25 protein-coding genes and 1 pseudogene are annotated in these 23913 nt (G+C 71.0%); 11 read left to right on the forward strand and 15 right to left on the reverse strand.

The features are described 5' to 3' along the window. Nucleotides 1-96: 96 nt before the first annotated feature. Together BMY89_RS31330 and BMY89_RS13010 are read right to left on the reverse strand one after the other, a co-directional pair. Nucleotides 97-219, reverse strand: a complete 123-nt coding sequence (locus BMY89_RS31330; protein ID WP_269766863.1) for a hypothetical protein — start codon at nucleotides 217-219, stop codon at nucleotides 97-99. Further along, complete coding sequence (locus BMY89_RS13010; protein WP_092379924.1) at nucleotides 212-1330, reverse strand: baeRF2 domain-containing protein; 1119 nt, start codon at nucleotides 1328-1330, stop codon at nucleotides 212-214. The genes BMY89_RS31330 and BMY89_RS13010 overlap by 8 nt, the downstream gene beginning before the upstream one ends. 148 nt (nucleotides 1331-1478) lie before the next feature. Here BMY89_RS13010 and BMY89_RS13015 point away from each other — a divergent pair, with 148 nt between their 5' ends. Continuing rightward, nucleotides 1479-2018 carry a hypothetical protein gene (locus BMY89_RS13015; protein ID WP_092380361.1) on the forward strand — a complete coding sequence of 180 codons (540 nt, stop codon included), beginning with the start codon at nucleotides 1479-1481 and terminating at the stop codon, nucleotides 2016-2018. Nucleotides 2019-2081: 63 nt separating this feature from the next. Next, complete coding sequence (locus BMY89_RS13020) at nucleotides 2082-2951, forward strand: alpha/beta fold hydrolase (RefSeq protein ID WP_092379926.1); 870 nt, start codon at nucleotides 2082-2084, stop codon at nucleotides 2949-2951. A gap of 121 nt (nucleotides 2952-3072) precedes the next feature. Here BMY89_RS13020 and BMY89_RS13025 read toward each other — a convergent pair whose 3' ends face one another. Then, complete coding sequence (locus tag BMY89_RS13025) at nucleotides 3073-3417, reverse strand: DUF3817 domain-containing protein (RefSeq protein WP_092379928.1); 345 nt, start codon at nucleotides 3415-3417, stop codon at nucleotides 3073-3075. Nucleotides 3418-3579: 162 nt separating this feature from the next. Here BMY89_RS13025 and BMY89_RS13030 point away from each other — a divergent pair, with 162 nt between their 5' ends. After that, nucleotides 3580-5058, forward strand: coding sequence for a glutamate-cysteine ligase family protein (locus tag BMY89_RS13030; protein WP_092380363.1), 1479 nt, complete (start codon nucleotides 3580-3582; stop codon nucleotides 5056-5058). A 22-nt stretch (nucleotides 5059-5080) separates the two neighbouring features. Here the strand turns inward: BMY89_RS13030 and BMY89_RS29855 are convergent. Beyond that, a pseudogene (locus BMY89_RS29855) lies at nucleotides 5081-5200 on the reverse strand (class A beta-lactamase); the annotation flags it as partial. A 143-nt stretch (nucleotides 5201-5343) separates the two neighbouring features. Here BMY89_RS29855 and BMY89_RS13035 point away from each other — a divergent pair. The 3 genes from BMY89_RS13035 to BMY89_RS13045 are packed head-to-tail and all read left to right on the forward strand — an operon-like array spanning nucleotide 5344 to nucleotide 6967. After that, complete coding sequence (locus tag BMY89_RS13035) at nucleotides 5344-5772, forward strand: hypothetical protein (RefSeq protein WP_092379930.1); 429 nt, start codon at nucleotides 5344-5346, stop codon at nucleotides 5770-5772. Further along, complete coding sequence (locus tag BMY89_RS13040) at nucleotides 5766-5993, forward strand: helix-turn-helix transcriptional regulator (protein ID WP_092379932.1); 228 nt, start codon at nucleotides 5766-5768, stop codon at nucleotides 5991-5993. Before BMY89_RS13035 ends, BMY89_RS13040 begins: the two co-directional genes overlap by 7 nt. Further along, nucleotides 5990-6967, forward strand: a complete 978-nt coding sequence (locus tag BMY89_RS13045; RefSeq protein ID WP_092379934.1) for an NAD(P)-dependent alcohol dehydrogenase — start codon at nucleotides 5990-5992, stop codon at nucleotides 6965-6967. The genes BMY89_RS13040 and BMY89_RS13045 overlap by 4 nt, the downstream gene beginning before the upstream one ends. A 126-nt stretch (nucleotides 6968-7093) precedes the next feature. On the opposite strand, the gene BMY89_RS13050 is transcribed toward BMY89_RS13045, so the two are convergent. The 5 genes from BMY89_RS13050 to argG all read right to left on the reverse strand — a co-directional run bounded on the left by BMY89_RS13050 (nucleotide 7094) and on the right by argG (nucleotide 13008). Next, nucleotides 7094-8824 (reverse strand): CotH kinase family protein, encoded by a 1731-nt coding sequence (locus BMY89_RS13050; protein ID WP_092379936.1) that lies wholly within the window; start codon nucleotides 8822-8824, stop codon nucleotides 7094-7096. Beyond that, nucleotides 8824-9501, reverse strand: coding sequence for a DUF4956 domain-containing protein (locus tag BMY89_RS13055; protein WP_092379938.1), 678 nt, complete (start codon nucleotides 9499-9501; stop codon nucleotides 8824-8826). The genes BMY89_RS13050 and BMY89_RS13055 overlap by 1 nt, the downstream gene beginning before the upstream one ends. Nucleotides 9502-9506: 5 nt before the next feature. Continuing rightward, on the reverse strand, nucleotides 9507-10427 hold the full coding sequence (locus BMY89_RS13060) for a polyphosphate polymerase domain-containing protein (RefSeq protein ID WP_092379941.1): 921 nt from the start codon (nucleotides 10425-10427) through the stop codon (nucleotides 9507-9509). Between the two features lie 155 nt (nucleotides 10428-10582). Further along, complete coding sequence (locus tag BMY89_RS13065; protein ID WP_092379943.1) at nucleotides 10583-11530, reverse strand: hypothetical protein; 948 nt, start codon at nucleotides 11528-11530, stop codon at nucleotides 10583-10585. Between the two features lie 29 nt (nucleotides 11531-11559). Further along, a complete protein-coding gene (gene argG, locus BMY89_RS13070) occupies nucleotides 11560-13008 on the reverse strand; it encodes an argininosuccinate synthase (RefSeq protein WP_092379945.1) in 1449 nt (482 codons plus the stop codon). A 147-nt stretch (nucleotides 13009-13155) separates the two neighbouring features. Here argG and BMY89_RS13075 point away from each other — a divergent pair, with 147 nt between their 5' ends. After that, nucleotides 13156-13737 (forward strand): hypothetical protein, encoded by a 582-nt coding sequence (locus tag BMY89_RS13075; RefSeq protein ID WP_139217936.1) that lies wholly within the window; start codon nucleotides 13156-13158, stop codon nucleotides 13735-13737. 75 nt (nucleotides 13738-13812) lie between these two features. Here BMY89_RS13075 and BMY89_RS13080 read toward each other — a convergent pair whose 3' ends face one another. Genes BMY89_RS13080 through BMY89_RS13090 form a run of 3 tightly spaced genes read right to left on the reverse strand, consistent with a single transcriptional unit; the run spans nucleotide 13813 to nucleotide 17017 of the window. Beyond that, entirely contained in the window at nucleotides 13813-15060 is a 1248-nt protein-coding gene (locus BMY89_RS13080; protein WP_092379949.1) for an ABC transporter permease, read from the reverse strand. Continuing rightward, a complete protein-coding gene (locus tag BMY89_RS13085; protein WP_092379951.1) occupies nucleotides 15057-15734 on the reverse strand; it encodes an ABC transporter ATP-binding protein in 678 nt (225 codons plus the stop codon). The genes BMY89_RS13080 and BMY89_RS13085 overlap by 4 nt, the downstream gene beginning before the upstream one ends. A 35-nt stretch (nucleotides 15735-15769) precedes the next feature. After that, nucleotides 15770-17017 carry an efflux RND transporter periplasmic adaptor subunit gene (locus BMY89_RS13090; RefSeq protein ID WP_092379953.1) on the reverse strand — a complete coding sequence of 416 codons (1248 nt, stop codon included), beginning with the start codon at nucleotides 17015-17017 and terminating at the stop codon, nucleotides 15770-15772. Between the two features lie 90 nt (nucleotides 17018-17107). Between BMY89_RS13090 and BMY89_RS13095 the strand changes: the two genes are divergently transcribed. From BMY89_RS13095 to BMY89_RS13110, 4 genes are read left to right on the forward strand one after another with little or no spacing between them, the layout of a single operon-like run. Beyond that, a complete protein-coding gene (locus BMY89_RS13095) occupies nucleotides 17108-17815 on the forward strand; it encodes a response regulator transcription factor (protein WP_092379955.1) in 708 nt (235 codons plus the stop codon). Further along, on the forward strand, nucleotides 17812-19692 hold the full coding sequence (locus BMY89_RS13100; RefSeq protein WP_232521276.1) for a sensor histidine kinase: 1881 nt from the start codon (nucleotides 17812-17814) through the stop codon (nucleotides 19690-19692). The genes BMY89_RS13095 and BMY89_RS13100 overlap by 4 nt, the downstream gene beginning before the upstream one ends. Continuing rightward, entirely contained in the window at nucleotides 19689-20279 is a 591-nt protein-coding gene (locus BMY89_RS13105) for a carboxymuconolactone decarboxylase family protein (protein ID WP_092379957.1), read from the forward strand. Before BMY89_RS13100 ends, BMY89_RS13105 begins: the two co-directional genes overlap by 4 nt. Then, nucleotides 20276-21154: an RNA polymerase sigma-70 factor gene (locus tag BMY89_RS13110; RefSeq protein WP_092379959.1), complete on the forward strand. Its 879-nt coding sequence runs from the start codon at nucleotides 20276-20278 to the stop codon at nucleotides 21152-21154. Before BMY89_RS13105 ends, BMY89_RS13110 begins: the two co-directional genes overlap by 4 nt. Nucleotides 21155-21207: 53 nt before the next feature. Here the strand turns inward: BMY89_RS13110 and BMY89_RS13115 are convergent, their stop codons facing one another. The 3 genes from BMY89_RS13115 to BMY89_RS13125 all read right to left on the reverse strand — a co-directional run bounded on the left by BMY89_RS13115 (nucleotide 21208) and on the right by BMY89_RS13125 (nucleotide 23824). Next, nucleotides 21208-22434 (reverse strand): epoxide hydrolase family protein, encoded by a 1227-nt coding sequence (locus tag BMY89_RS13115; protein WP_198413999.1) that lies wholly within the window; start codon nucleotides 22432-22434, stop codon nucleotides 21208-21210. Between the two features lie 32 nt (nucleotides 22435-22466). Then, a complete protein-coding gene (msrA, locus tag BMY89_RS13120; protein WP_092379961.1) occupies nucleotides 22467-22985 on the reverse strand; it encodes a peptide-methionine (S)-S-oxide reductase MsrA in 519 nt (172 codons plus the stop codon). A gap of 248 nt (nucleotides 22986-23233) precedes the next feature. Next, a complete protein-coding gene (locus BMY89_RS13125; protein ID WP_092380366.1) occupies nucleotides 23234-23824 on the reverse strand; it encodes an NADPH-dependent FMN reductase in 591 nt (196 codons plus the stop codon). Nucleotides 23825-23913: the final 89 nt, after the last annotated feature.

Genomic DNA, 23913 nt, shown 5'->3' on the forward strand with positions numbered 1-23913 from the left:
GCACCGGCCCCACCTTGCCTCGTTCGCTCACCACGCGGCCCGGCTTCCCGCCTCGATGCGGCTTAAACTGGGCATCCCTCCACCGAACGGCATCAATCAGGTGATCTTGGCCGTTCCCGGCGACAGCGGCCAGGCCGGAGCTCGGTGACCGAAGACGTTCGGAATCCGCCAGGCCGCCAGCCGGGTGACGACCGCGTCCGGGACGTCCGGGTCAGGCACCGCCCCGTCCCGGGGTGACCGGGTCGACGTAGCGCAGCACCGCACCCACCCCGTCCACCAGCTCCGGGGCCTCGTCCGGGCCGAGCACGGTCAGTTCGGCGTCGGTACCGACCAGGGCGCGCACCAGCGCCGCGTCGGCGCGGACCCGTTCCGGCGCGGTCACCGTGGCCAACTGACCGGGGTCGGTGGCGATGTCGGTGGCCGCCGGGCCGATCCAGAGCTCACCGTCGGCGGACGGGTCGTCCACGATCAGCATCGTGTCGACCTGGTTGCGCTGCAACGCGGCCACCACGGCGTTGAGCCCGGCACCGACGTCCTCCTGGACGCCGAAGCGGTTCAGGGCCGCGTTCACCCGCTGGTCGGCCACCTCGGCGATGGTCTGCACGGTCAGGTCGTCCAGCAGGCTCTGGTCCGCCCCGCCGGCCCGGGAGCCGGCATCGGTGCGTACCACCATGTTCTGCCAGCGTTCCGGCATCTGCGCCGCGATCATGCCGGTGGCGCGCAGGTCGCCGGCCACCACGACCACCTCGGCGCCGACCCGTTCAGCCAGCTCCACGGTGGCGGCGGTGACGTCACCGGCATTGTGGTGCCACGCCTCCATGGCGGCGCGTTGGTAGCGCGACTGCGACCAGCCGCCAGGCTTGACCCGACGTAGCTGGTAGCCCTCCCGACCCACCACGTGGGCTCGGCGCGGCACGCCACCGGCGCTGACCGACATCGCGTCGGCGCCGGTTCGGTCGGCCAGCACCCGCACCCACGCGATCTGCTCGCCCCGCTGAGCCAGCAACGGCATCACGTGCGGCAACGGGGCGTACGCGGCGAGGTCACGACGTGGCGGGGCGGAGAGGTACTCGGAGAGCACCACCCGACCACCGGTGGCGAACACCGCCAGGCCGTAGTCGCCGGGCATCGGGTCGTGGCCCCGCACCACCCGGTCGACGGCGGCCATCGTCGGCTCGTCCGCACCCTGCTCGGCCAGTTGCCGTTGCAGGCCACGCCACCGCAGATCGAGTGCCGGGTGCGCGTCCTCGGTGTTCATCGAGGCGTCCAGGTAGACCGAGCACCACGGGCCTGGACGCTGGTAAAGCGGGCGCAGGAAGGACAGCTGCATGCTCGACCCCTTTCCAGCTCGGCCCAGCGCTTACCCGCGCCATCCGGCTTGTCACCTGCCGGCAACCGCGTGACGGGTTTTCATTCACGTCGACCGACCCCGAGGATCGATACGATCTGTATCCGGAAGCGGACTCTGGGTGGTGGTCATGGACACGACATCGTATTCCCGGCGTAGCCTGCACCCCACCGGCCGGATCCTCACCGCGCAGATCGTGCGCCTGATGGACGGCTACCCCCGGGAGGTACGGGTGGGGCAGCCGGTGCTGGTGGTGGTGCTCGCCGCCGCCGGCGTGGCCGGGCTGCTCGCCAAGCTGGTGCGGGCCCTGCTGTCGGCCGGTTCCGGCACCGGCCGGCGCAGCTTCAAGGACCTGAAGAAGGGCCCGGAATACCTGGTCACCCCGGTCCGGCTGCGGGACGCCGACGGCAAGCTGTACGAGGTGGAGCTGCACGGGCACCTGCCACAGAGCGCGCTGCACCCGGGCGACCAGGTCCAGCTCACCCTGCGCGACCAGGGCGATCCCGACCTCGCACCGAAGATCGAGCGGATCGTCAACCTCACCACCGCGCAGCTGCTGCGCCCACGCACTGCCACGATGTGGTCGCACCTGGGCCCGTCGCTGCTGTTGCAGGCGGTGCTGGGCGGGCTGGTGCTCGCCACGGTGGCCGCCTGCACCGCGCTGACCTGAGCACCCCGTCGGCCGGCCCGTCCCCCGGGTTTCGGCTCCGCTGGCGGGGGCACTGGTGCCGGCATGTTCCCCGGGTTCACGCTGGAGGAGATCGACGTCGGCCCGGTGCGGCTGCGGGTACGCCACGGCGGCTCGGGTCCACCGGTGGTGCTGCTGCACGGGCATCCGCGTACCCACGTCACCTGGCACCGGGTGGCGCCGCTGCTCGCCGACGATCACACGGTGATCTGCCCGGACCTGCGCGGCTACGGCGGTTCGTCGAAGCCGCCGAGCACCCCCGACCACACCACCTACGCGAAACGGGCGATGGCCGGTGACGTGGTGCGGCTGCTCGACGCGCTCGGGCACCGCCGCGCGGCGGTCGTCGGGCACGACCGCGGGGCGTACGCGGCGATGCGTACCGCCCTGGACCACCCGGACCGGGTCACCCAGCTCGCGGTGCTCGACGGGGTCCCGATCGGTGAGGCCCTGGCCCGCTGCGACGCCCGGTTCGCCGCCCGCTGGTGGCACTGGTTCTTCCTCGGCCAGCTCGGCAAGCCCGCCGAGCGGGTGATCAACGCGGACCCGGACGCCTGGTACGGCGGCTCCCCCGAGATGATGGGCCAGCAGGCGTACGACGACTACCGCCGGGCCATCCACGACCCGGCCACGGTGCACGCGATGTGTGAGGACTACCGGGCCGGACTGGGGCCGGACCGGGCGGCCGACGACGCCGACCGGGCCGCCGGGCGCCGCATCGGCTGCCCGGTGTTGTTCGCCTGGTCCACCCGCGACGACATGGTCGACCTGTACGGCGATCCGGCGGCGATCTGGCGGGACTGGGCCGACGACGTGCGGGCGGTGCCGATCGAGTCGGGACACCACATGGCCGAGGAAGCCCCCGACCAGCTCGCCGAGACGCTGCGCGGGTTCCTGGCCGACGGGCCGTCGTGAGCACTCGCGGCGCGAGACGGCACGGTGCCGAGGGCCCGGATGCTCACGGCCTGGATGCTCAAGGCCCGGCTGAAGCCGCCCGCCGACATGCTCCGGCCGGGCGGTCCGGGTACGGGTGGGGTCAGCCGACCGGCACCGGCTCGCGAGCCGGCTCGGTGGTGGCGAGCATGCCGCGCCGGCGGGCCCACCGCTCGAAGACCAGGGTGGCGAAGGGCGGCACGGCGCAGGCCAGCGCCACGGCGGTGGCCAGCAGGCTCCACCGGTGCACCCGGGCCACGGCCAGCACCAGCACCCCGTACGCCACGAAGAGCGCGCCGTGGATCGGGCCGAAGACCTGCACTCCCAGTTCGTTTCCGGGCGGGCCGTACTTGGCCGCCATTCCGGCCAGCAGACCGGCCCAGGAGACCGCCTCCGCGATCGCCGCCACCACGAACAGCCGGGTCACCTTTTCACGCACGCCGGACATGCTACCGGCGCGGCCCGGACCGCCACCGCAGGCCAGGAACCCGAGCGGCGACGTCGGGCGGCGGGGCGGCGCGCCGAATGGTGGACAACCCGGCGGTCCGGGCTTCCCTCGGTGGCATGGACATGCGACGTTGGGGGTACCAGCGGTGACAGGGTGGTGACCATGGGCGAGGAAGTCGGCGTGCAGACCTTCAGCCGCCAGGACCGGGCTCGCTACCGGGACAAGGTACGCCGTTGCCTCGACGTCTTCGCCGAGATGCTGCGCGAGTCCCGGTTCGAGGTCGACCGGCCGATGACCGGGCTGGAGATCGAGCTGAACCTGGTCGACGACGACTCGATGCCGACGATGCGCAACGCCGACGTGCTGCGAGCGGTGGCCGACCCGAGCTTCCAGACCGAGCTCGGCCAGTTCAACATCGAGATCAACGTCGCGCCCCGGCGGTTGGCCGGCACCGGCACCGCCGAGTTCGAGGAGCACGTACGGGCCAGCCTGAACGTGGCCGACCAGCAGGCCCGGACGGTCGGCGCGCGGTTGGTCATGATCGGCATCCTGCCCACCGTGCTGCCCGAGCACCTGACCGCCGCCACCCTGTCGGCCAATCCCCGCTACGCGCTGCTCAACGAGCAGATCTTCGCCGCCCGGGGCGAGGACCTGCGGATCGCCGTCAACGGGGTGGAGAGGCTCGCGGTCACCGCCGACACGATCACCCCGGAGGCGGCCTGCACCAGCACCCAGTTCCACCTCCAGGTCGGTCCGAACCAGTTCGCCGACTACTGGAACGCCGCCCAGGCCATCGCCGGGATCCAGGTGGCGCTCGGCGCCAACTCGCCGCTGTTCTTCGGCCGGGAGCTGTGGCGCGAGACCCGCATCCCGCTGTTCCAGCAGGCCACCGACACCCGCCCCGAGGAGATCAAGACACAGGGCGTACGCCCCCGGGTGTGGTTCGGGGAGCGCTGGATCACCTCGGTGTTCGACCTGTTCGAGGAGAACGTGCGCTTCTTTCCGGCGCTGCTGCCGGTCTGCGACCCCGAGGACCCCGCCGAGACGCTCGCCGGCGGCGGCGTACCGGCCCTGGCGGAGTTGCGGCTGCACAACGGCACCATCTACCGGTGGAACCGGCCCGTCTACGACGTGTCCAAGGGCCGCCCGCACCTGCGGGTGGAGAACCGGGTCCTACCCGCCGGGCCGACCGTGCTGGACACCGTCGCCAACGGAGCGTTCTACTTCGGACTCGTCCGCGCGCTCGCCGAGGCGGATCGGCCGTTGTGGTCGCAGATGTCGTTCAGCGCCGCCGAGGAGAACTTCAACACCTGCGCCCGGCACGGCATCGACGCCCACGTCTTCTGGCCCGGCCTGGGCTACCTTCCGGTGACCGAGCTGGTGCTGCGCCGGCTGCTGCCGCTGGCCCATCACGGCCTGGACCGCTGGGGCGTCGAGCCGGACGAGCGGGACCGGCTGCTCGGCGTCATCGAACAGCGCTGCCTTACCGGCCGCAACGGCGCCAGTTGGCAGGTGGCGACGCTGCACCGGCTGGAGTCGACCGACCAGCTCGACCGCCCGGAGGCCCTGCGCGAGGTGGTCCGGCACTACGTGGAGCTGATGCACAGCAACCGCCCCGTCCACGAGTGGCCGATCCCCTGACCGGCCCGTCGCCCCGCCCGCCGGCGAGCAGGGCGTCGTCGCGTCCGGCGTCCCGCTCGGCGCGGTCGGAGAGCACGGCCAGCACGATCGGAGCCCGGTCGGGCGGCCAGATGACGGCGATGTCGTTGCGGGTGCCGTAGTCGGTCCACCACGCCGACCTCGTGCCGCAGGTTGAGCAGCGTGCCGGTCTTCGACGACTCCGAACGGATGTAAAAGTTTCTAGACATGAAGTCAAAGACGTATTACTCTATGCGTGTCAATGATTCTTTACATCGGGAGCCGGTCATGACGCACGAGGAGAAACGCGCCTGGATCATGCTGGTGGTCAGCGTGGTCGCCTACACCGGCTACGCGGCCGTGCTGCTGAGCCGGACCGACGGCGGCTCACTGACCGCGACGCCGTACGCCGCAGCTCTGCTCTGGACGGTCGGCGGGGCCATCGTGGCGAGCATCCTGGCCGAGATCGGCATGGGCGTGCTGAACCCACGGGCCTCCCGGGTCACCGACGCCCGGGACCGGGAGATCGGGCGGCTCGGCGACCACGTCGGGCAGGCGTTCGTGGTGATCGGCGCGGTGTCGGCGATGCTGATGGCGCTGGCGCAGTGGCACTGGTTCTGGATCGCCAACGTGATCTACCTGTGCTTCGTGCTGTCGGCAGTCGTCGGCTCGCTGGCCAAGGTGATCGCGTACCGCAGGGGCGTGCCGCAGTGGTGAAGCCGACCCGCGTCACCAACAACATCCGGGCGCTGCGCTTCGCGCGTGACGAGATGACCCAGGCCGAACTCGCCGAGCGGATCGGCGTGACCCGGCAGACCGTCATCGCCATCGAACAGGGCCGCTACTCCCCCTCGCTGGAGATGGCGTTCCGGATCGCCCACGTGTTCGGCGTACGGCTCGACGACGTGTTCCAGTACCCCGAGGAGGCGGCACCGTGAAGGCCATCGTGCAGGACAGGTACGGCCCGCCGGACGTGCTCGAACTACGTGACATCGACCGGCCGACCGTCGGCGAAAGCGAGGTGCTCGTCGCGGTACGCGCCGCCGCGGTCGACCCCGGCGTGTGGATCTTCATGGCCGGACAGCCCTACCTGGTACGCCTGGCGGCCGGGCTGCGTCGGCCCCGGGTGCCGGTGCGGGGCCGGGACCTGGCCGGCGTGGTGACCGAGGTCGGCGCCCGGGTGACCCGGTTCCGGCCGGGCGACGAGGTCTACGGCACCTGCCTGCGCGGATCGTTCGCCGAGTTCGCGAGCACCGACGAACGACGGTTGGCCCGGAAACCGGCCAATCTGTCGTTCGCGCAGGCCGCCGCGGTGCCCGTCTCCGGGATGACGGCCCTGCGCGCGGTACGCGACAGCGGTCAGGTGCGTGCGGGGCATCGGGTCCTGGTGATCGGCGCCTCCGGCGGCGTCGGCTCCCAGGCCGTGCAGATCGCCAAGGCGTGCGGCGCGACCGTCACCGGTGTCTGCGCCACCAGCAGGACCGACCTGGTCCGCTCCCTCGGTGCCGACGACGTCATCGACTACACCCGGGAGGAGATCGACCGCGACGGTCCGGTCCACGATGTCGTCATCGACACCGGCGGCGACCGCCCGCTGTCGCTGCTGCGGCGCGCGCTCACCCCGCGCGGCACGCTGGCCCTGGTCGGCGGTGACCACACCCAGGGTGGACTGCTCAGTGGCTACGGCCGCCAGATGTTCCGCGCGCCGCTGCTGTCGATGTTCGTCGGCCAACGGCTGCGCTCGGTCACCGCGACGGAGAGCAGCGAGGCCCTCGACGAGCTGCGGGACCTCATCGAATCCGGCGCGCTGACCCCGCCGGTGGACCGGGCCTACCCGCTCGCCCAGGCGGCCGACGCGCTCCGCCACTTCGCCGACGGGCGTCCGGCCGGAAAGGTCGTCGTCACGGTCTGACCAGCGGGCGGCGGGTGAGCCGGCACGGGGCTCCGCCGCGACGTCGGCCGGGCGGGCCCCGGCCGACGCGGCGAGGGGGTATCCCACCCCTACCGGATCTGCGACAACCTCCCCGCACGCTCCTGGCTATCCGCTCTGGGTGATCACCTCGTTGCTGGCGAGGCTCTCGGTGCGCTGGCCGATCAACGTGCGCAGGCTCTCCGCGTCGCTGCCGGCCGCCGCCGCGTCGTACCCGTCGACGGTCGCCAGCACCTTGGTGATGGCGTCGACCGCGTCCAGCGCCGCACCGCTGGCGTAGACCTCCTGGTAAAGGTCGCGGTAGGCAGCCTCGTACACCTGCTTGAACTTCTCGCTCGCGAGGAACCGCTCCTTGAGCTTGTGTCCGCCGCCACCCGGTCCGGCGTTCCCACCGGGTCCGGCGTTCCCACCCGGTCCGGTGGTTCCGTCCGGCGGCGTGAACCCCTCGGGAGGCGTGAACCCCTCCGGCGGCGTGAACCCCTCGGGAGGCGTGAACCCCTCCGGCGGCGTGAAGCCGTCGGGGAGCCCGGCGTCCGGTTCCGTGCCGCCCGCGCGGTCCCGGTCGCCCTGGTCCCCGCCGCCCCGGAAGCCACCACCGAGGCGGCCCTGCTCGTGGGGCCCCTGGGTGGCGTCGCCGCTGAGTGCGAGGTTGTAGTCCCAGCCGATGACGCTGAACTTCTTCGAGGTCAGGTCGTACCAGAGGTAGTAGTTGCGACCCGGCCCGGACATGTCGTCGAAGTTGAGCAACAGGTTCTGCCACGCCACGTAGCGGGCGAGGGACTCCACGTCGACCCGGTCGGCGAGCTGCTCGTCGAACTCGGCGTCACTGGCACCGTCAACCCATCTGATCAGGTCGATGACCGGTTGCAGGTCCTGGCTGCCCTTCATGGTGATCTGCTTGAAGTCGTCGGCGTAGTCGATCGGGTCGTCCCCCTGGTCGGTGAACCGTCCGGTCGCCAGGGACTTGTAGAGCACGCCCGCGCCGTCGAAATCCTCGGCGAAGTGCTCGTCGGGATGCTCGACGACCAGACGCGCGGTGGTGGGCCGGTCGTTGACCGTGAAGCTCGTGTACGCGTACTCCTGGGTCACCTCGCCGGCGGCGGCGAGCAGGTTGAGGGTGACCGCCTCGTTGAGCACGGTGGACCCGCCGCCCATGCCCGCCACCCGGACCGCGATCTCCCGGTGGCCCTGGTAGCGGCGGCCGTCGACGTACTCGTCGAAGCGGATCAGCCATGGCAGCGTCTCCGGTTCCTCGGCCTTCAGCGCGGCCCGGCTGAACCCGCCGCCGATCACCGCGCCCCGCCCGGCGCCGTCGGGGACGGTCACGCCGTCGGGCGCCGCCGCGCCCCGGGGCATGCCGCCCCGGGCACCGCCCTGCCGCTCCTGGCCGCCGGGGCCCCCCGGCTGGCCGGCGCCGGGACCGCCCTGACCACCCGGGCCGCCCCGCCGGGCGGTCTCGCCGTCGCGGGTCAGGCCAGCCAGGGTGGAGTTGCCCTTGAGCCGGATGCCGACGCTGGGCAGGGTGGTGCCGTCGATGGTCAGGTCGGCCTCGACGTACTCCTTCTCCCCGTCGTCGGAGAAGGCGTCCAGCATCCGCTCGTAGTCGGCGTCCCGGAACACCAGCGTGATGCTGTGCGCCACCGTCTCGTCGAACAGGTCCACGGTGCCGGCGATGTCCTGGGTCACCTGGCCGCCGCCGGTGTCGCTGCTGCTGGTGACGTAGGGCCGGATCCGCACGGTGCTGAGGGTGACGGTGAGGACGAGCAGGAAGGCCAGGCAGCCGGCGAGGAACTTCCAGTAGTGCCGGATCCGGACCGGAATCCGGTGTCGCAGCCGCATCACAGGTCCGTCTGGTCGTAGCCGGTCAGGACGGTCACCCGCTGGCCCCCGGTACGCTCGGCCAGCGCGTTGATCAGCTCGCCGGGTTCGGCCCCCTTCTTCAACCGCACCGTGTACATCATCTCGGTGAGCGCGCCGCCCCGAATCGTCTCCATGCTGACCAGCTCGAACTCGCTGGTGTAGCGGATCAGCACATCCTGGATGAATTCGGTGTAGTTGCCGGTCGGCGGCACCTGTACCTTGACCACCTGCCGCTGCACGTTGGAGGCGAACCAGTTGAACCGGTACATCAGCACGATGATCAGGCTGATCGCGATGGCGGCGACCACCGCCAGGGTGTAGAACCGGGTGCCGCAGGCCATGCCCACGCCCATCACCAGGAAGATGAAGCCGACGTCGCGGGTCTCCTTGATGGCGTTGCGGAACCGCACCACCGACAACGCGCCGACCAGGGCGAAGGCGCGGGCGATGTTGGAACCGACCACCAGCATGATCAGCGCGATCAGCATGCCGAGGATGACGAGCGTCTGCACGTACGACTGGCTGTACGAGATGTTGCGATGGGTGAACCGGTAGATCCAGCCGATCATGGCGCTGAGCACGAAGGACAACGACAGGGCCAGCGCGATGTCGCCGACGCTGAACGTGCCGGACAGGTCCTGCAATTCGAACGGCATGGGTCTCAGACCTCACTCTTCGGTCGGGTGGTGGCCAGGTCGGCCGTGTCGTCGGCGACGTGGAAGATCGAGCGGGGGGCGCGTCCGAACGCCTCGACGCTCTGGCAGTACTTCGACATCCGGACGATGGACATGTTCGAGCGGGCGGCCAGGTCGGTCAGCCAGTACGGCACCCGCTCGTTGGCCTTGATCTCCACCACGGCGAGCCTCGCCGGCACGATGAGCCGGTTCTCGGCGTCGGCGCCGAGGTGGAAGTCGCGGTCCCGGCCGCGTACCCGGTGGTCGAGGGTGACCCGCAGGCCCATCTCGGAGTCCCGTCCGACGAACGCCTCCCGCTGGTAGCCGGTCATGGCCACCGGCCGCAGGTCCAGCCCGCAGAGCAGTTCGAGGACCTCCTCGAGGAAGGCCCGCTGGCTGGGGTCGTGCGCCACCATCAGCCGGTGGTCACAGAGGTCTCGGGCGAGGCGGTACGGCAGGGCGACGCGACGTTTCTGGGTGACCCGGTTGACCCGCTGCTTGATCTCGACGTGCACGATGGTGTCGTCGCTGATCGTCGAGCGGTCGCCGTAGTGCCGTACCCGAAGCTTGCGGCGGAACTTCAGTCCCTCGATCTTCTCCCAGTAGAAGCGCAGCTGGTCGGTGTCGTAGTACACGCTCCACACGCCGTACCCGGTGCTGCCGCCGTGGCTGTCGAGATCCATCCGGGCGGTCAGCTCCGCGCGCAGCGCCGGCACGTCGTCGGTCGGCACCAGATACTTGATCTCGTACCGGTTGAAGGCGTGCAGCCGGCTCGGCGCGCGCAGCGCATGCCCCGCCTGGTCGTCGTGGCGGGTCGGGACGGGGTGGTCCGCGGCGGCGGGCGAGGCGCCGGGCGGCGCATCCTGCTCGGGGCCGCGGGACGGACCCCGGCGCAGCCAGGTAGGCATGGTGGGCTGGCCGATCTGTAGGCGACTGGGACCAGCGAATACAACCAAGCGCGCCTATGAATCAGCTTTGTTTTTCAGATGAACCAGCGGTGAACGGAAACCGAATGGAGCGGCCTTCCGCCGGCCCGGGTCAGCCCCCGGGAAGCCCCTGGAACTCAGCGCACGTTCAGGAGTTGGTGACGTTCGGCTTCGATCGTGGCGAGGGCCGCGCGGGCCTGGTCGGCCCGCTGCTCCAGCCGAGCGCGCACCTCGCGAACCAGTTGCGCGCACTGGTCGACGTTCTGCACGGCCTGCTTGATCCGGCTCCGGACGGCCAGGTCGGTGAAGATGTTGTCGAGGAAGACGTCGACGAATCTGGTCAGGCTGCCGATGGCCAGCCGCGGGGCGATCAGGTTCATGCCATCAACGTCGGCAAGCTCGGTACGCAGCACGGCCAGGCAGCGATCGGCGTGCGCCGCAGCCCTCGCCGCATCGTCCAGCCTGGAGTGTTTGATCGCGCTGCTCACCATCCCGCCGCCGAAGAACGTGTCGTATGTCGACCAGCCCGACGCGCTGTCGAGCTCGCGGCGCACCCGCATCAAGGCCTCCTGGGCGGCGTGTGCGGCGTGCCGGGCCTCGCCAACCTCGCGCAGTTCGCCGGTGAGCCGCCCACGCCTGTCGGCGAGTTCCAGCAGCAGGGCACCGCGTGGATCACCGGAGCCGGCCAGATACCGCTCCTTCTCGTCCAGCATCGCCGCGTACGCCGTCGGCGCCTCGGCGAGCTGGTTCAGCCGGACCTGGGCAGCCTCGTGCTCCCGACGCAGAGCCGCGAGTCGGGCCGCGGCCTCGGCCACCCGGTAACGCGCGGCGTCGGCCTCCGCCTGCTCACGGGCCAACATGTCGTTGCGGGCACCACGTAGGGAGGCCAGCACCCGGGTCAGCGAGAGTCCCTCCAGCCGGGCGACGTCTTTCTCCTCGCCCGCGCTCCGGGTCCGAAGCGCCGTGAGCAGGGTGGCCGTCTCGTCCACCCGGGCGCGCAGGTCCGCAACGCGTCGAGTAGTCACTTCGTGCTCGCGCAGCGCCTCGGCCGCGGCACCCAGCCGTTGTTCGATGTCGTCAGCCACATGACCATTGGACACGGGCCTCGCAAGGCTCAGTCGACGCCGAACTCCATCGCCGCGCGGTCGAGGGCCTCGTCGTCGGCGGAGGAGACGCCCCGGGAGGCGATCGCCTCCGCGCCGCCCTGCGGCATCGCGCCGATCAGCCCGGTCGAGGCCGCCTGCGCCGCGCCGAGCACCCGCTGGGTGCCGCCGCCGACCATGCCGAGGTTCGCGTACTGCTCCAGCTTCGCCCGGGAGTCGGCGATGTCGAGGTTGCGCATGGTGAGCTGGCCGATCCGGTCGGACGGGCCGAACGCCGAGTCCTGGGTACGCTCCATCGACAGCTTGTCCGGGTGGTAGCTGAAGGACGGGCCGGTGGTGTCCAGGATCGAGTAGTCCTCGCCCCGGCGCAGCCGCAACGTCACCTCGCCGGTGACCGCCGTGCCGACCCAGCGTTGCAGCGACTCGCGCAGCATCAGTGCCTGCGGGTCGAGCCAGCGGCCCTCGTACATCAGTCGGCCGAGGCGACGACCCTCGTTGTGGTAGTTGGCCAGGGTGTCCTCGTTGTGGATGGCGTTGACCAGCCGCTCGTACGCGGCGTGCAGCAGCGCCATGCCGGGTGCCTCGTAGATGCCCCGGCTCTTGGCCTCGATGATCCGGTTCTCGATCTGGTCGGACATGCCCAGGCCGTGCCGGCCGCCGATGGCGTTGGCCTCCAGCACCAGGTCGACCGCGCTGGCGAACTCCTTGCCGTTGATGGTCACCGGGCGGCCCTGGTCGAAACCGATGGTGACGTCCTCGGTCGGGATCTCCACCGACAGGTCCCAGAACCGGACCCCCATGATCGGGTTGACCGTCTCGATGCCGGTGTCCAGGTGTTCGAGGGTCTTCGCCTCGTGGGTGGCGCCCCAGATGTTGGCGTCGGTCGAGTACGCCTTCTCGGTGCTGTCCCGGTACGGCAGATCCCGTTCGAGCAGCCACTCCGACATCTCCTTGCGCCCACCCAGTTCGGTGACGAAGTTCGTGTCGAGCCACGGCTTGTAGATGCGCAGCTGCGGGTTGGCCAGCAGGCCGTACCGGTAGAACCGCTCGATGTCGTTGCCCTTGAAGGTGGAGCCGTCGCCCCAGATCTGCACGTCGTCGGCGACCATCGCCCGGACCAGCAGGGTCCCGGTGACGGCGCGCCCCAACGGGGTGGTGTTGAAGTACGCCCGCCCGCCCGAGCGGATGTGGAAGGCGCCGCAGGTCAGCGCCGCCAGCCCCTCCTCGACCAGGGCTGCCCGGCAGTCGACCAGCCGGGCGACCTCGGCGCCGTAGCTGAGCGCGCGGCCGGGCACCGAGGCGATGTCGGGCTCGTCGTACTGGCCGATGTCGGCGGTGTAGGCGCAGGGCACGGCGCCCTTGTCGCGCATCCACGCGACCGCGACCGAGGTGTCGAGGCCGCCGGAGAAGGCGATGCCGACACGTTCACCCGTAGGCAGGGAGGTAAGAACCTTGGACACAAGGAAGAGTATGCACCAGCACGCATACCCATGCAAGCTGGTCGGGCTGAGGCCCCGACGAACCTGACATCTTCCTGACGTCCGCCCGAGAGGCTGTCGTCGCGGCCCGGGACCGGTCCAGGGCCGTACGGACAGAGAGGCATCGTCATGCGAACAAATCGTGCGCTCCTGGTGAGTGCGATCGCGCTGATCGCGCTGTCTGCCTGCGGGTCGCCGTCGAGCGGCGGGAACAACGAGCAGGAGGACACGGCGGAGGTGGCCACGTTGAGCACTCCCGAGCCGGAGCGCAGCGGCTCGGCACAGCCGAAGGCGCAACGCCCACGGGAGCGGCTCGACACCACGCCGGAGGAGTACGAGGCGCTGCTCGGGCCGTTCCACAAGTGCATGCGGGAGCACGGCGTGGACCCGAGCAAGCACCGCCGCATCGGGTTGCCGCCGGGCACGGCGGGCTCGAAGGAGCAGCAGGAAGCCGATGCGGCGAACCGGATCTGCGAGCCGCAGTTCTACCCCCTGCCGCCGTGGGAGAAGGATCCGGCCAACCCGGAATCCCGGGACTTCGCGCTCGGCGTGGTGAAGTGCCTCAGGGACAAGGGCGTCAAATACGTCGAGGTGGCCGAGGACGGCATCTCCATCTCCCTCGGCGGTGACCAGAACGACTCCCGTTCGATCAGCTTGGGTCTGGACCTCGCGCCCGAGTGCGAGCGCAAGGTGGCCGCCGAGCCGAGGTGACGCGGGGCGACAGCGAGCGTGGCGGCCGGAGATCCGGCCGCCACGCTCGTTCGTTGCGCTCCTCCGCCGCCCGGCTCAGCCGGCGGCGAGGGCCTGCGTCGGGGGCAGCCGAGCCGCGCGTACGCACGGGTAGACGCCGGCGAGCACGCCGATCGCGACGGCACCGCCCACTCCGATCACCGCCGACTCGACGGGCACCACCAGCGGCCAGCCCTGCCAGGTCGCGTAGCCGACGGTGGCCAGCAGGCCCAACGCCGTGCCAGCCAGCCCGCCGAGCGCCGCCAACACCACCGACTCGGTCAGGAACTGGCCCCGGATCTGCCCCCGGGTCGCCCCGAGCGCCCGCCGCAGGCCGATCTCGGCGCGGCGTTCCAGCACCGAGACCACCATCGTGTTGGCCACTCCGATGCCGCCGATCAGCAGGGCGACCCCGGCCAGGGCCAGAAAGAGCACGGAGAAGCTGCCCTCGGTGGCCCGCTTGGCGGCCAACGCGTCCGAGGGGCGACTCACCACCACCTGGCCGGGGCGCTCCGGCGAGATTGTCTCCGCCAGCACCCCCCGGACCGCCTCCAGCTGCGACTCCTCGCAGCGCAGGTAGATCACCGTCGGATGGCCGTCGAAGCGCAGCTCGCTGCGGGCCGCCGCCCAACCGATCAGCACCGACCGGTCGATGTCCGGTGAGAGCGGAGTCTGCGCCAGGATGCCGATCACGGTGAACCGGCGGTCGGCGATCACCACCTGGGGCGCGGGCTGGCCGGCGGGCAGGTCGACGATGCCCAGCCGGGTCGCGGCCACCGAGCCGAGGACCACGGTGGGAAAGCTCGCCGTTGCCGGGTTCAGCCACCTGCCCGTACGGACCCGGGCGTTGATCGCCGGCAGCAGGTCCAGGTGGCTGGCCAGCACGGTCAGGCCCGAGCCGTCGCTCGGGTCGATGTGGTCGTTTCGGCGTACCACGGTGTGGGTGTTGCCGACCGCGCTGACCGCCGTGACCGGGCCGATGCGCCCGACCATCCGCACCGCAGACTCCGGCAGTCTGGTCGGCGGATCACGGTCCGGTGCCGCCATCGCCTGCAACGAGTTGGTGCCGAGCGCGGTCAGCTCCGTCAGCAGCGCCGCCTGGCTGGACGCCGGAATGCCGGTCACCACGATCATGGTGGCGATGCCGATCGCGATGCCCAACGCCGACAGCGCCGCCCGCAGCGGCCGGGTCCGCAGGCCCGTCGACCCGAGCGCGAGCAGGTCCGGCACGGCCAGCCGGACCGGTCGCGGCGCCGGGTCGGTCGGCCCGACCGGTCGCGGTGCGCGGTCGGTCGGCGCGGTCACCGGTCCACCGCCGGATCGAGCGTACGGGTCGGGGACCCCGCGTCGTCGCGGACCAGCCGCCCGTCGCGGATCTCGATCTGGCGTGGCAGGGACGCCGCGATGTCCCGGTCGTGGGTGATCAGCACGATCGTGGTGCCCTCCTCATTGAGCCGGCGCAGCAGCCGCAACACGGACTGCCCGGTGGCGGTGTCCAGCGCGCCGGTGGGTTCGTCGGCGAGCACCAGCGACGGCCGGTTGGCCAGCGCGCGGGCGATCGCGACGCGCTGCTTCTCGCCGCCGGAGAGCTGCCGCGGGCGGTGCCCCGTGCGGTGCGCCAGGCCGACCCGGGCCAGCGCCCGCAGGGCGTGCTCACGCCGCTGCCGACGCGGCACCCCGGCGTAGAGCAGCCCGGTGGCGACGTTGTCGACCGCGCTCAGCCCGTCGGCGAGGTGGAACTGCTGGAAGACGAAGCCGATCTCGCGGGCCCGCAGCGCGGAGAGCTGCCGGTCGGCCAGGGTCGCCACGTCCCGGCCGGCGATGTGGACGCTGCCCGAGGTGGGGCGGTCCAGGGTGCCGATGATGTTGAGCAGGGTCGACTTGCCCGACCCGGACGGCCCGACGATCGCCACCAGCTCTCCTGCGGCGACCGCCATGCTGACGCCGGCCAGCGCGGTCACCCCACCCGGGTAGACCATGCCCGCGTCGCGGACGCAGAGTACGGGTTGCCGCGTCACGCGGGCACCACCACCTCGACGCCCTCGGTGAGCCCGTCCCCGGTGATCTCGACAAGGCCGTCGGCGAACATGCCGGTGCCCACCGCGACCAGTCCACCGGGCGTCTGCACCGCGTACCCGCCCTCGCGCAGCGCCACCAGCGCCTCGACCGGCGCGACCAGCACGTCGACGGCGCTACGCCCGGCGAAATGCACCTGCACCTCGCCCGCGTCAAGGCCGGCGATCGTCTTCGGCTCGTCCACGGAGACCGTCACGGTCAGCAGCTGCGGGCCGGTGGCGGGGCCGTTCTCGGCCGCGACGAGAGCACGGCCGACGGAGACGACCCGGGCGGAGACCGTACGGTCGTCGGGCAGTCCGACCCTGACCCGGTCCCCGCGCTTGATCGAGGCAGCCTCGGCGAGCTCCGCACCGACCGTGATCACTTTGCGGACCGGGGTGACCGAGATCAGTGGCTCCTGCGCCGAGGCACCGGGTTGCCCGATGATCGAATCCACCCGGACCGCGCCGCTGGAGACCTCGACGTGCCCCACCGGGATCGTGCCGGTCGCCGGCGCACCGAGGTCGGTCTGCCACCGTTTGATCGCCGCGATCAGGGCCGGCGTCAGGACGCCCTCGCCGCTGCGTACCCGATGCGGTTCTGCTGCGGCGTCACCGCCCGGCTGGCCGCCGCCGGGACCGCCGGCGCCGGTCTGCCCGGCGGGCTCGCCGGTGGCGGCGGGCGCGGTCGGCGCAGGTGGCGTCACCCACTGGCCGGGCGACGGCTGCCGACCGATCGAGTAGCCGAGCGACCTGAGGTTGTCCGCGACGATCGCGACGTCCCGGCCGACCAGGTTCGACCCGGCGACGTCCCGGTATATCGGCATACTGCCGTAGAAGAGCACCACCGGCCGGTCGTCGGCCCGGAACAGTTGCCCACCCCGTTTGATGGTGCTGCCGACCGGCGGCAACCAGGTGACCGTCGCCGCCAGATGCCCGGACAGCGGGCGGGCCGCGCCGAACCCGATGGTGCCGGGCAGCGTCCTGGTGGTGGAGAGGTCCCGGCGCTCGATGGTCGCCGTGGCGACGGCGACCGGCTCCTGCGGCCCCGGCTCGGCGGCGGCCCGGTGCCAGGTCACCGCGATCCCGGCGCCGACCACCAGCGCCACCACCACCCCCACCGCAAGCCACCGCGATCCGCGCCGCCGGGCCGGCGGCGCGCAGACGCGGGGGATGAACTCGGTCGGGTCGTCAGGCTTCGGTTGCATGCCGACGAGACTGGCCAGCGGTCGTTAGGAACCTGTCAGATATCGCGGTCGGAACCGGGTCGGCGGGAATCCAGACCTATCATCGCCGCCATGTGTGCACAGGTGCTGGTCGCCGACGACGATCCCCGCCAGGCCGAGGTGGTACGCCGGTATCTGACCGCCGAGGGCCACGGTGCCGTGGTGGTGCACGACGGCCGGGCGGCACTGGACACGGCCCGCCGGCTCCGGCCCGACCTGCTGGTGCTGGACGTGATGATGCCGACGATGGACGGCCTGCAGGTGTGCCAGACCCTGCGCCGGGAGTCCGACGTGCTGGTGCTGATGCTGACCGCCCGATCCACCGAGGACGATCTGCTGGTCGGGCTGGAGCTCGGCGCCGACGACTACCTGGCCAAGCCGTACAGCCCGCGCGAGTTGATGGCCCGGGTCCGCACCCTGCTGCGGCGGTCCGGCCGGGGCGCGTCGGTCCCGGCCGGGAGCGGGCCACGCCGGATCGGCCCGATCGAGATCGACACGGCCGCGCACCAGGTGACCGTGGACGGCGTCCGGGTCGCCTGCACACGCGGCGAGTTCGCCATCCTGGCGGCGATGGCGGAGCAACCGAATCGGGTCTTCACCCGTACCCAACTGCTGCACCACACCCAGGGCATCGACCGCAGTTCCACCGAGCGGACCATCGACGTGCACGTGATGAACCTGCGGCGCAAGATCGAGCGCGACCCGCAGCGCCCCGCCTGGCTGGTCACCGTCTTCGGCGTCGGCTACAAGCTGACCAGCGACCCGGCGACGCGGCGGTGAGCAGCGGACGGGTGCCGATCCGGCACAGTCTGGTGACCCGGCTGCTGGTCACCTCGGTGCTGATCGCGGTGGCCGCGATCGCGGCCACCGCGTGGCTGGCCACCCGGACCGCGACCCGGGCGATCAGCCAGGAACAGGGCCGCTCGCTGGGCGAGAACACCAGCGTGTACGACATGCTGGTCGACTACGCCGCCACCCATCCGGACTGGTCCGCGGTGCAGCCGCTCATCGCGCAGCGCGCCGTCGAGCTGGACCGCCGGATCACCCTGATGACCGTCGACCGGGTGGCGGTCATCGCCGACACGACTCCCGGCCCGTCGCTGCAGCATGCTCGCCCGGCCGCCACTGTGGATCCGCTGAACCTGGATCTCGGCCTCACCCGTGGCACCGACCGCATCGACCACCGGGTGGTCGGCCCCTTCCGGCTGTCCGCCGCCGACCGCACCCGGCTACGCGCCGCAACCGACGAACGGCTGGCCTGCCTGCGGCGATCCGGCGTCGATGGAACGGTCGTGGAGCAGCCCAACGGCCGCTCCACAGTCGTCCTCAGCACCGCCGACCCCTTCGATCTGCTGAGCAGATGTGGTGAGCCACTCGACTCACCCACCAGGTCCGAGCAGGAGGCGCTGCGCTCGCTCGGCACGCTGGCGGGCCGCTGCCTCGACCTGGACGAGCGGACCCAACGCCTGGAGGTGCTGCCCGACTTCTCGGCGTACCTGATCGACGCTGCCCGCGACGAGGGTTCCGATCGTGAGCCCATCCGCAGCCGGGTGGACGCGGCCGGCGAGGCCCGGATCACCAGCTGCGTGGAGAAGTCCCGGCGGACGCTGCTACAGCCGCACGTGGCCCCGGCCGTGCTGCTGTTCATCACCGCCCCGGGCAGCGACGCAGACCAGACCACGTTCACCCTCTCCGGGGCGAACACGATCCGTATCGTCGCGGTGACCGGCGCGGTGCTGTTCGCCACGATCATCGTGACGGTGCTGGTCGGTCGCCGACTGGTCCGCCCGTTGCGGGCACTGACTGACGCCGTCGACCGGCAGCACGCCGCCCCGGTCGGCACCCCGGACGAGATCGGCCGGCTGGCCCGCGCCCTCAACGACTCGGTCCAGCGCCGAGACCGGGCCGAGGCGCAGCGCCGGGCCATGGTCAGCGACGTGGCGCACGAACTGCGTACCCCGTTGACCAACATCCGCAGCTGGTTGGAGGCGGCCCAGGACGACCTCGCCCCGACCGACACCCAACTGCTCGACCTGCTGCACGAGGAGGCGGTGCTGCTCCAGCACATCATCGACGACCTGACCGACCTGGCCGCCGCGGACGCGGGCACGCTGCGGATCCACCCCGAGCCGACGTACGTGCGCGACGTGCTCGCCCAGGTGGTGGAGAGCCACCGGGGCACCGCACAGGTCGCCGGCATCGTGCTGACCATGCAGATCCGCGACGACCCGGTGCTGCCGGCCGATGCGGTGCGGCTGCGGCAGATCGTCGGCAACCTGGTCTCCAACGCGATCCGCCACACCCCGCCCGGTGGTGCGGTCACCGTCGGCGCGTACCACAACACGATCACCGTCCGGGACACCGGCGTCGGTATCGCGGCCGAGAACCTGCCGAAGATCTTCGACCGGTTCTGGCGGGCGGACGGGTCACGCAACCGGGCGACCGGCGGCAGCGGCCTGGGGCTGGCGATCACCCAGCACCTGGTCCGGGCACACGGCGGCACCCTGACGGTGCGGAGCGCCCCCGGCGAGGGCAGCCTCTTCACCATCTGGCTACCGGGTGCCGAGGTGGCGGGGGCGTCCGGCACGGCCGTGTCACAGGTCGGCGGCGGGCGGTGTCTGAATGGGCGACACCCCACAGGCGAGGAGGAGACATGAGTAGCAGCACCCGGATCCCCAAGGCCGAGATCACCGGCGTCTACGGCGCCCTGCTGAAGAGGTTCAGCAGGAAGATGTTGGGCCAGGTGCCCGAGCCTCTCGGGGTGATGTGGCACCACCGGCCGGTGCTCAACGCCAGTTTCAGCCTCGGCCGCAAGGCCAAGAAGTGGGACAAGTGCGACAAGGACCTGAAGTCCTACGCCCACCTGGCGGCGGTGTCGATGATCGGCTGTTCGTTCTGCCTCGACCTGGGCTACTTCCAGGCCAACAACGAGGGGCTCGACCTGACCAAGGCGCGCGAGGTGCCGCGGTGGCGCGAGTCGGACGTCTTCACGCCGCTGGAACGCGACGTGCTGACGTACGCCGAGGCGATGTCGCAGACCCCACCGACGGTCACCGACGAGCTTTCCGCCCGACTGCTCACGCAGCTCGGTGCCCCGGCGATGATCGAACTCACCTCGTGGATCGCGTTCGCGAACCTGGCCGCGCGGACCAACGTCGCGCTCGGCATCGAGGCACAGGGATTCGCGGCGGCGTGCGGCCTGCCGCCCCAGGCGAAGCCGAGCCGCGTACCGTCGCAGGCATGACCGGCGACCCGTTCGTCGCGCACCGCAGCCTGCTCTTCACGGCCGCGTACGAGATGCTCGGCTCCGCCGCCGACGCCGAGGACGTCGTGCAGGAGACCTGGCTGCGGTGGGCGGACCTCGACGCCCAGGCCCGGTCCGAGGTCCGCGACCCGCGCGCCTACCTGGTACGGATCGTCACCCGCCAGGCGCTCAACCGGCTGCGCACGCTGGCCCGCCGACGCGAGGAGTACGTCGGCGAGTGGCTCCCCGAACCGCTGCTGACCAGCCCCGACGTCGCCGAGGACGTGGAGCTGGCGGAGAGCGTCTCGTTCGCGATGCTGACCGTGCTGGAAACCCTGGGCCACACCGAACGGGCGGTGTTCGTGCTGCGCGAGGTCTTCGACACTCCGTACGACGAGATCGCAACGGCCGTCGGCAAGACGCCGATGGCGGTCCGGCAGATCGCCCACCGCGCCCGGGAGCACGTGGCCGCGCGCCGCCCGCGTAAACAGGTCAGCCGGGCCGAGCAGGAGGCCGTGGTGGCCCGGTTCCTGTCCGCCGTTCGCGGCGGTGACCTGCAACAGTTGCTGGACGTGCTCGCGCCCGACGTGGTCGTGATCGCCGACGGTGGCGGCTTCGTCCCCGCGTCCCGCCGCCCGGTCGAGGGTGCCCGCCGGGTCGCCCCGCTGCTGGGCAAGCTGGCCACGATGGACGTCACCTTCGAGGCGATACCGATGTGGCTCAACGGTGGGCCGGCTGTCCGGCTCGACCTCGACGGCGAACTGACCGCCGTGGCCAGCCTGGTCATCACCGACGGCCGGATCAGCCGGCTGTACGCGGTCGCCAACCCGCAGAAGCTGGCCCGCCTCGACCAGGAGACCCGCCTCAGCCGCTGACGACGCACCCGTGCACCGCCAGGTCGGGTGGCCCGACCTGGCGGTGACTCATCTCAACGCAGCGACCGGAAGGCAGCGCGAAGCTCGTCGGAGAAGAGCTGCGGCTGTTCCCAGGCCGCGAAGTGCCCGCCGCGGTCGAGCCGGTTGTAGTGGATGAGATTCGGATACGCCTGCTCCGCCCAGCTCTTCGGGGCCTCGAAGAGCTCGTCGGGGAAGACGCTCACGGCAGCCGGCACCGAGACGCCCTTGGCGGCGAAGAAGGAGAGCTTGTTCTCCGCATAGAGGCGAGCCGAGGAGACGCCAGTGTTGGTCAACCAGTAGAACGTGACGTTGTCGAGAACATCGTCCCGGGTGAGGCCGCGGGGCTGCCCGGCGAAGACCTGGGAGATCAACTCCAGGCTCCGCACGTCGTGGTCGAGCATGAAGGCGGCCAGGCCGACCGGCGAATCCGCCAAGGCGGTCAGCGTCTGCGGGCGCGTGGTCATGATCAGGGCGTACGCGGAGTGCTTCCAGAAGAAGTCGATCTCCTCGCACGCCCGTTTCTCGTCGGCCGACAGGTTGGCGGGCAGCGAATCGAGTGGCGTGTTGACACCGGTGATGCCGCACTGCAACAGAGCGTCGATGTCGGGCGGTACCACGCACGGCATGTTGGAGTGGATGCCCAGCAGCTCCGGCGGCGCCTGCACACCGAGCATGTCCGTGACGAGCGCGCCCCAGTCACCGCCCTGCGCCACGAATCCCGAGTACCCGAGGCGTTTCATCAGCTCGGTCCAGGCGCGCGCGATCTGCTCAGGTCCCCATCCGGGCCGGCTCGGCTTGCCCGAGAAGCCGTAGCCGGGCAACGACGGAATCACCAGGTGGAAGGCGTCCGACGCGTCCGCGCCATGGGCCGTGGGATCGGTGAGCGGACCGACGATCTTCAACTGCTCGATGACCGAGCCGGGCCACCCGTGCGTGACGACGAGTGGCAGCGCGTCCTCATGCTTGGAACGAACGTGGATGAAGTGGATGTCCAGCCCGTCGATCTCGGTCACGAACTGCGGCAGGGCATTGAGCTTCGCCTCGACCCGGCGCCAGTCGTACTCGTTCTCCCAGTAGCGGGCCAGCGCCTGGCTCGTCGCGAGCGGCACGCCCTGCGACTGATCGTCGACGGTCTCCCGGTCGGGCCAACGGGTCGCCGCGATGCGCCTGCGCAGCGCCTCCAGATCCGCCTCGGGGATCTTCACCTTGAACGGTCGGATATCGGCGGTGCGTACCATCGTCTCGGTCTTGACAGCCACGTTGCCTCCTCCTGATCGAATTCGGCCAAGCGCTATGCATCGGTCCTCGATCGCCGGGGGAGCTTCCAGTCGGGGCGCACGAAGTGGCAGGTGTACCCCCCCGGATTGCGCTCCAGGTAGTCCTGGTGCTCCGGCTCGGCCTCCCAGAAGGGGCCGGCCGGGCTGACCTCGGTGACCACCTTGCCGGGCCACAGGCCGGACGCGTCGACGTCGGCGATGGTGTCCTCGGCGACCTGCCGCTGCCGGTCGTCCTGGTAGAAGATGGCGGACCGGTAGCTGACTCCCACGTCGTTGCCCTGACGGTCCCTGGTCGTCGGGTCGTGGACCTGGAAGAAGAACTCCAGAAGATCGCGGTACGAGACCTGCTCGGGGTCGTAGACGATCTCGATCGCCTCGGCGTGGGAACCATGGTTCCGGTACGTCGCGTTCGCCACGTCACCGCCGGTGTAACCGACCCGGGTGGCGAGCACGCCGGGGCGTTTCCTGATCAGATCCTGCATCCCCCAGAAGCAGCCGCCGGCCAGAATCGCCCGCTCGGTCGTGTCGGCCATCGCTCCCCCTCACGTCGGCAACGACCCCCGCCCCCGGCTACTGGTCCAGGTCAGGATCGGCGTCCCGCGCGATTACCCGTCGAGCAGCAGCTGAACCTCGACCTGCCCGCCGCCGCGCTCAGCCCCGCCTCCGGAGTCCGAAGCGTGCGTAGTCCTCCTGCCGGCTGGGAGGTGCACATCGCCACGACGGCGAAGCCGGCACCCGTCCGGTGCCATGTCCGCAACGAGCCCGTCATGGTCGCGCCCGCCTACGCCGCGGACTGGGGAGTCGCCATCGTCGTGCCGCCCCGCAGGCCGGCCAACGCGCCGCTCCAGGCCACCAACTGGTCGAGCATCGTGTTCACCGCGCCCTCCTGATGCGGACCGGGCTTGAAGACGGCAAAGTTCTCGAAGTCGGTGAACAGCGACAGCGCCACCTGCGCCCGTACGTCCGCCATCTGCAACTCGGCCACCACCAGGCGCAGATGTTCCACCGCGCGGGCACCACCGACGCTGCCGTAGCTGACGAACCCGGCCGCCTTGTTGTTCCACTCGGCGTAGAGGAAGTCGATGGCGTTCTTCAGCACCCCGGAGGTGGAGTGGTTGTACTCCGGCGTCACGAAGACGTACCCGTCGTAGGAGGCGATCTTCTCGGCCCAACGCAGCGTGTGAGGCTGGGTGTACTGCCCGAGAGACGGCGGCGTCATCTCGTCGAGATGCGGCAGGTTGAAGTCCTGGAGATCCACGAGTTCGTACTCCGCGTCGACCCGCTTCGCGGCGATCTCGTGCACCCAGCGGGCCACCGCCTCGCCGTGACGCCCCGGACGGGTACTGCCGATGATGATGCCGATCCTGGTCATCCACATTCCCTTTCGGTCCCCGGTGTGCGTGAACCGTCGGCGGTTACCCCGGCTGCGGCGCTTCGAACGGCCCCGCCGCACTCGGCGAA

It is taken from the genome of Micromonospora phaseoli, from assembly GCF_900109115.1.
GTDB classification, from domain to species: domain Bacteria; phylum Actinomycetota; class Actinomycetes; order Mycobacteriales; family Micromonosporaceae; genus Micromonospora; species Micromonospora phaseoli.

Excerpts from the sequence above, each read along its gene's own strand:
- BMY89_RS13055 (WP_092379938.1), bottom strand. The coding sequence starts at position 9,501 with ATGCCGTTCGAATTGCAGGACCTGTCCGGCACGTTCAGCGTCGGCGAC.
- BMY89_RS13050 (WP_092379936.1), bottom strand. The coding sequence starts at position 8,824 with ATGCGGCTGCGACACCGGATTCCGGTCCGGATCCGGCACTACTGGAAG.
- BMY89_RS13025 (WP_092379928.1), bottom strand. The coding sequence starts at position 3,417 with ATGTCCGGCGTGCGTGAAAAGGTGACCCGGCTGTTCGTGGTGGCGGCG.
- msrA (WP_092379961.1), bottom strand. The coding sequence starts at position 22,985 with ATGGCCGACACGACCGAGCGGGCGATTCTGGCCGGCGGCTGCTTCTGG.
- BMY89_RS13095 (WP_092379955.1), top strand. The coding sequence starts at position 17,108 with ATGTGTGCACAGGTGCTGGTCGCCGACGACGATCCCCGCCAGGCCGAG.
- BMY89_RS13085 (WP_092379951.1), bottom strand. The coding sequence starts at position 15,734 with ATGGTCTACCCGGGTGGGGTGACCGCGCTGGCCGGCGTCAGCATGGCG.
- BMY89_RS13020 (WP_092379926.1), top strand. The coding sequence starts at position 2,082 with ATGTTCCCCGGGTTCACGCTGGAGGAGATCGACGTCGGCCCGGTGCGG.
- BMY89_RS13035 (WP_092379930.1), top strand. The coding sequence starts at position 5,344 with ATGACGCACGAGGAGAAACGCGCCTGGATCATGCTGGTGGTCAGCGTG.
- BMY89_RS13075 (WP_139217936.1), top strand. The coding sequence starts at position 13,156 with ATGCGAACAAATCGTGCGCTCCTGGTGAGTGCGATCGCGCTGATCGCG.
- BMY89_RS13110 (WP_092379959.1), top strand. The coding sequence starts at position 20,276 with ATGACCGGCGACCCGTTCGTCGCGCACCGCAGCCTGCTCTTCACGGCC.
- BMY89_RS13125 (WP_092380366.1), bottom strand. The coding sequence starts at position 23,824 with ATGACCAGGATCGGCATCATCATCGGCAGTACCCGTCCGGGGCGTCAC.
- BMY89_RS13030 (WP_092380363.1), top strand. The coding sequence starts at position 3,580 with ATGGGCGAGGAAGTCGGCGTGCAGACCTTCAGCCGCCAGGACCGGGCT.
- BMY89_RS13060 (WP_092379941.1), bottom strand. The coding sequence starts at position 10,427 with ATGCCTACCTGGCTGCGCCGGGGTCCGTCCCGCGGCCCCGAGCAGGAT.
- BMY89_RS13010 (WP_092379924.1), bottom strand. The coding sequence starts at position 1,330 with ATGCAGCTGTCCTTCCTGCGCCCGCTTTACCAGCGTCCAGGCCCGTGG.
- BMY89_RS13090 (WP_092379953.1), bottom strand. The coding sequence starts at position 17,017 with ATGCAACCGAAGCCTGACGACCCGACCGAGTTCATCCCCCGCGTCTGC.
- BMY89_RS13105 (WP_092379957.1), top strand. The coding sequence starts at position 19,689 with ATGAGTAGCAGCACCCGGATCCCCAAGGCCGAGATCACCGGCGTCTAC.
- BMY89_RS13015 (WP_092380361.1), top strand. The coding sequence starts at position 1,479 with ATGGACACGACATCGTATTCCCGGCGTAGCCTGCACCCCACCGGCCGG.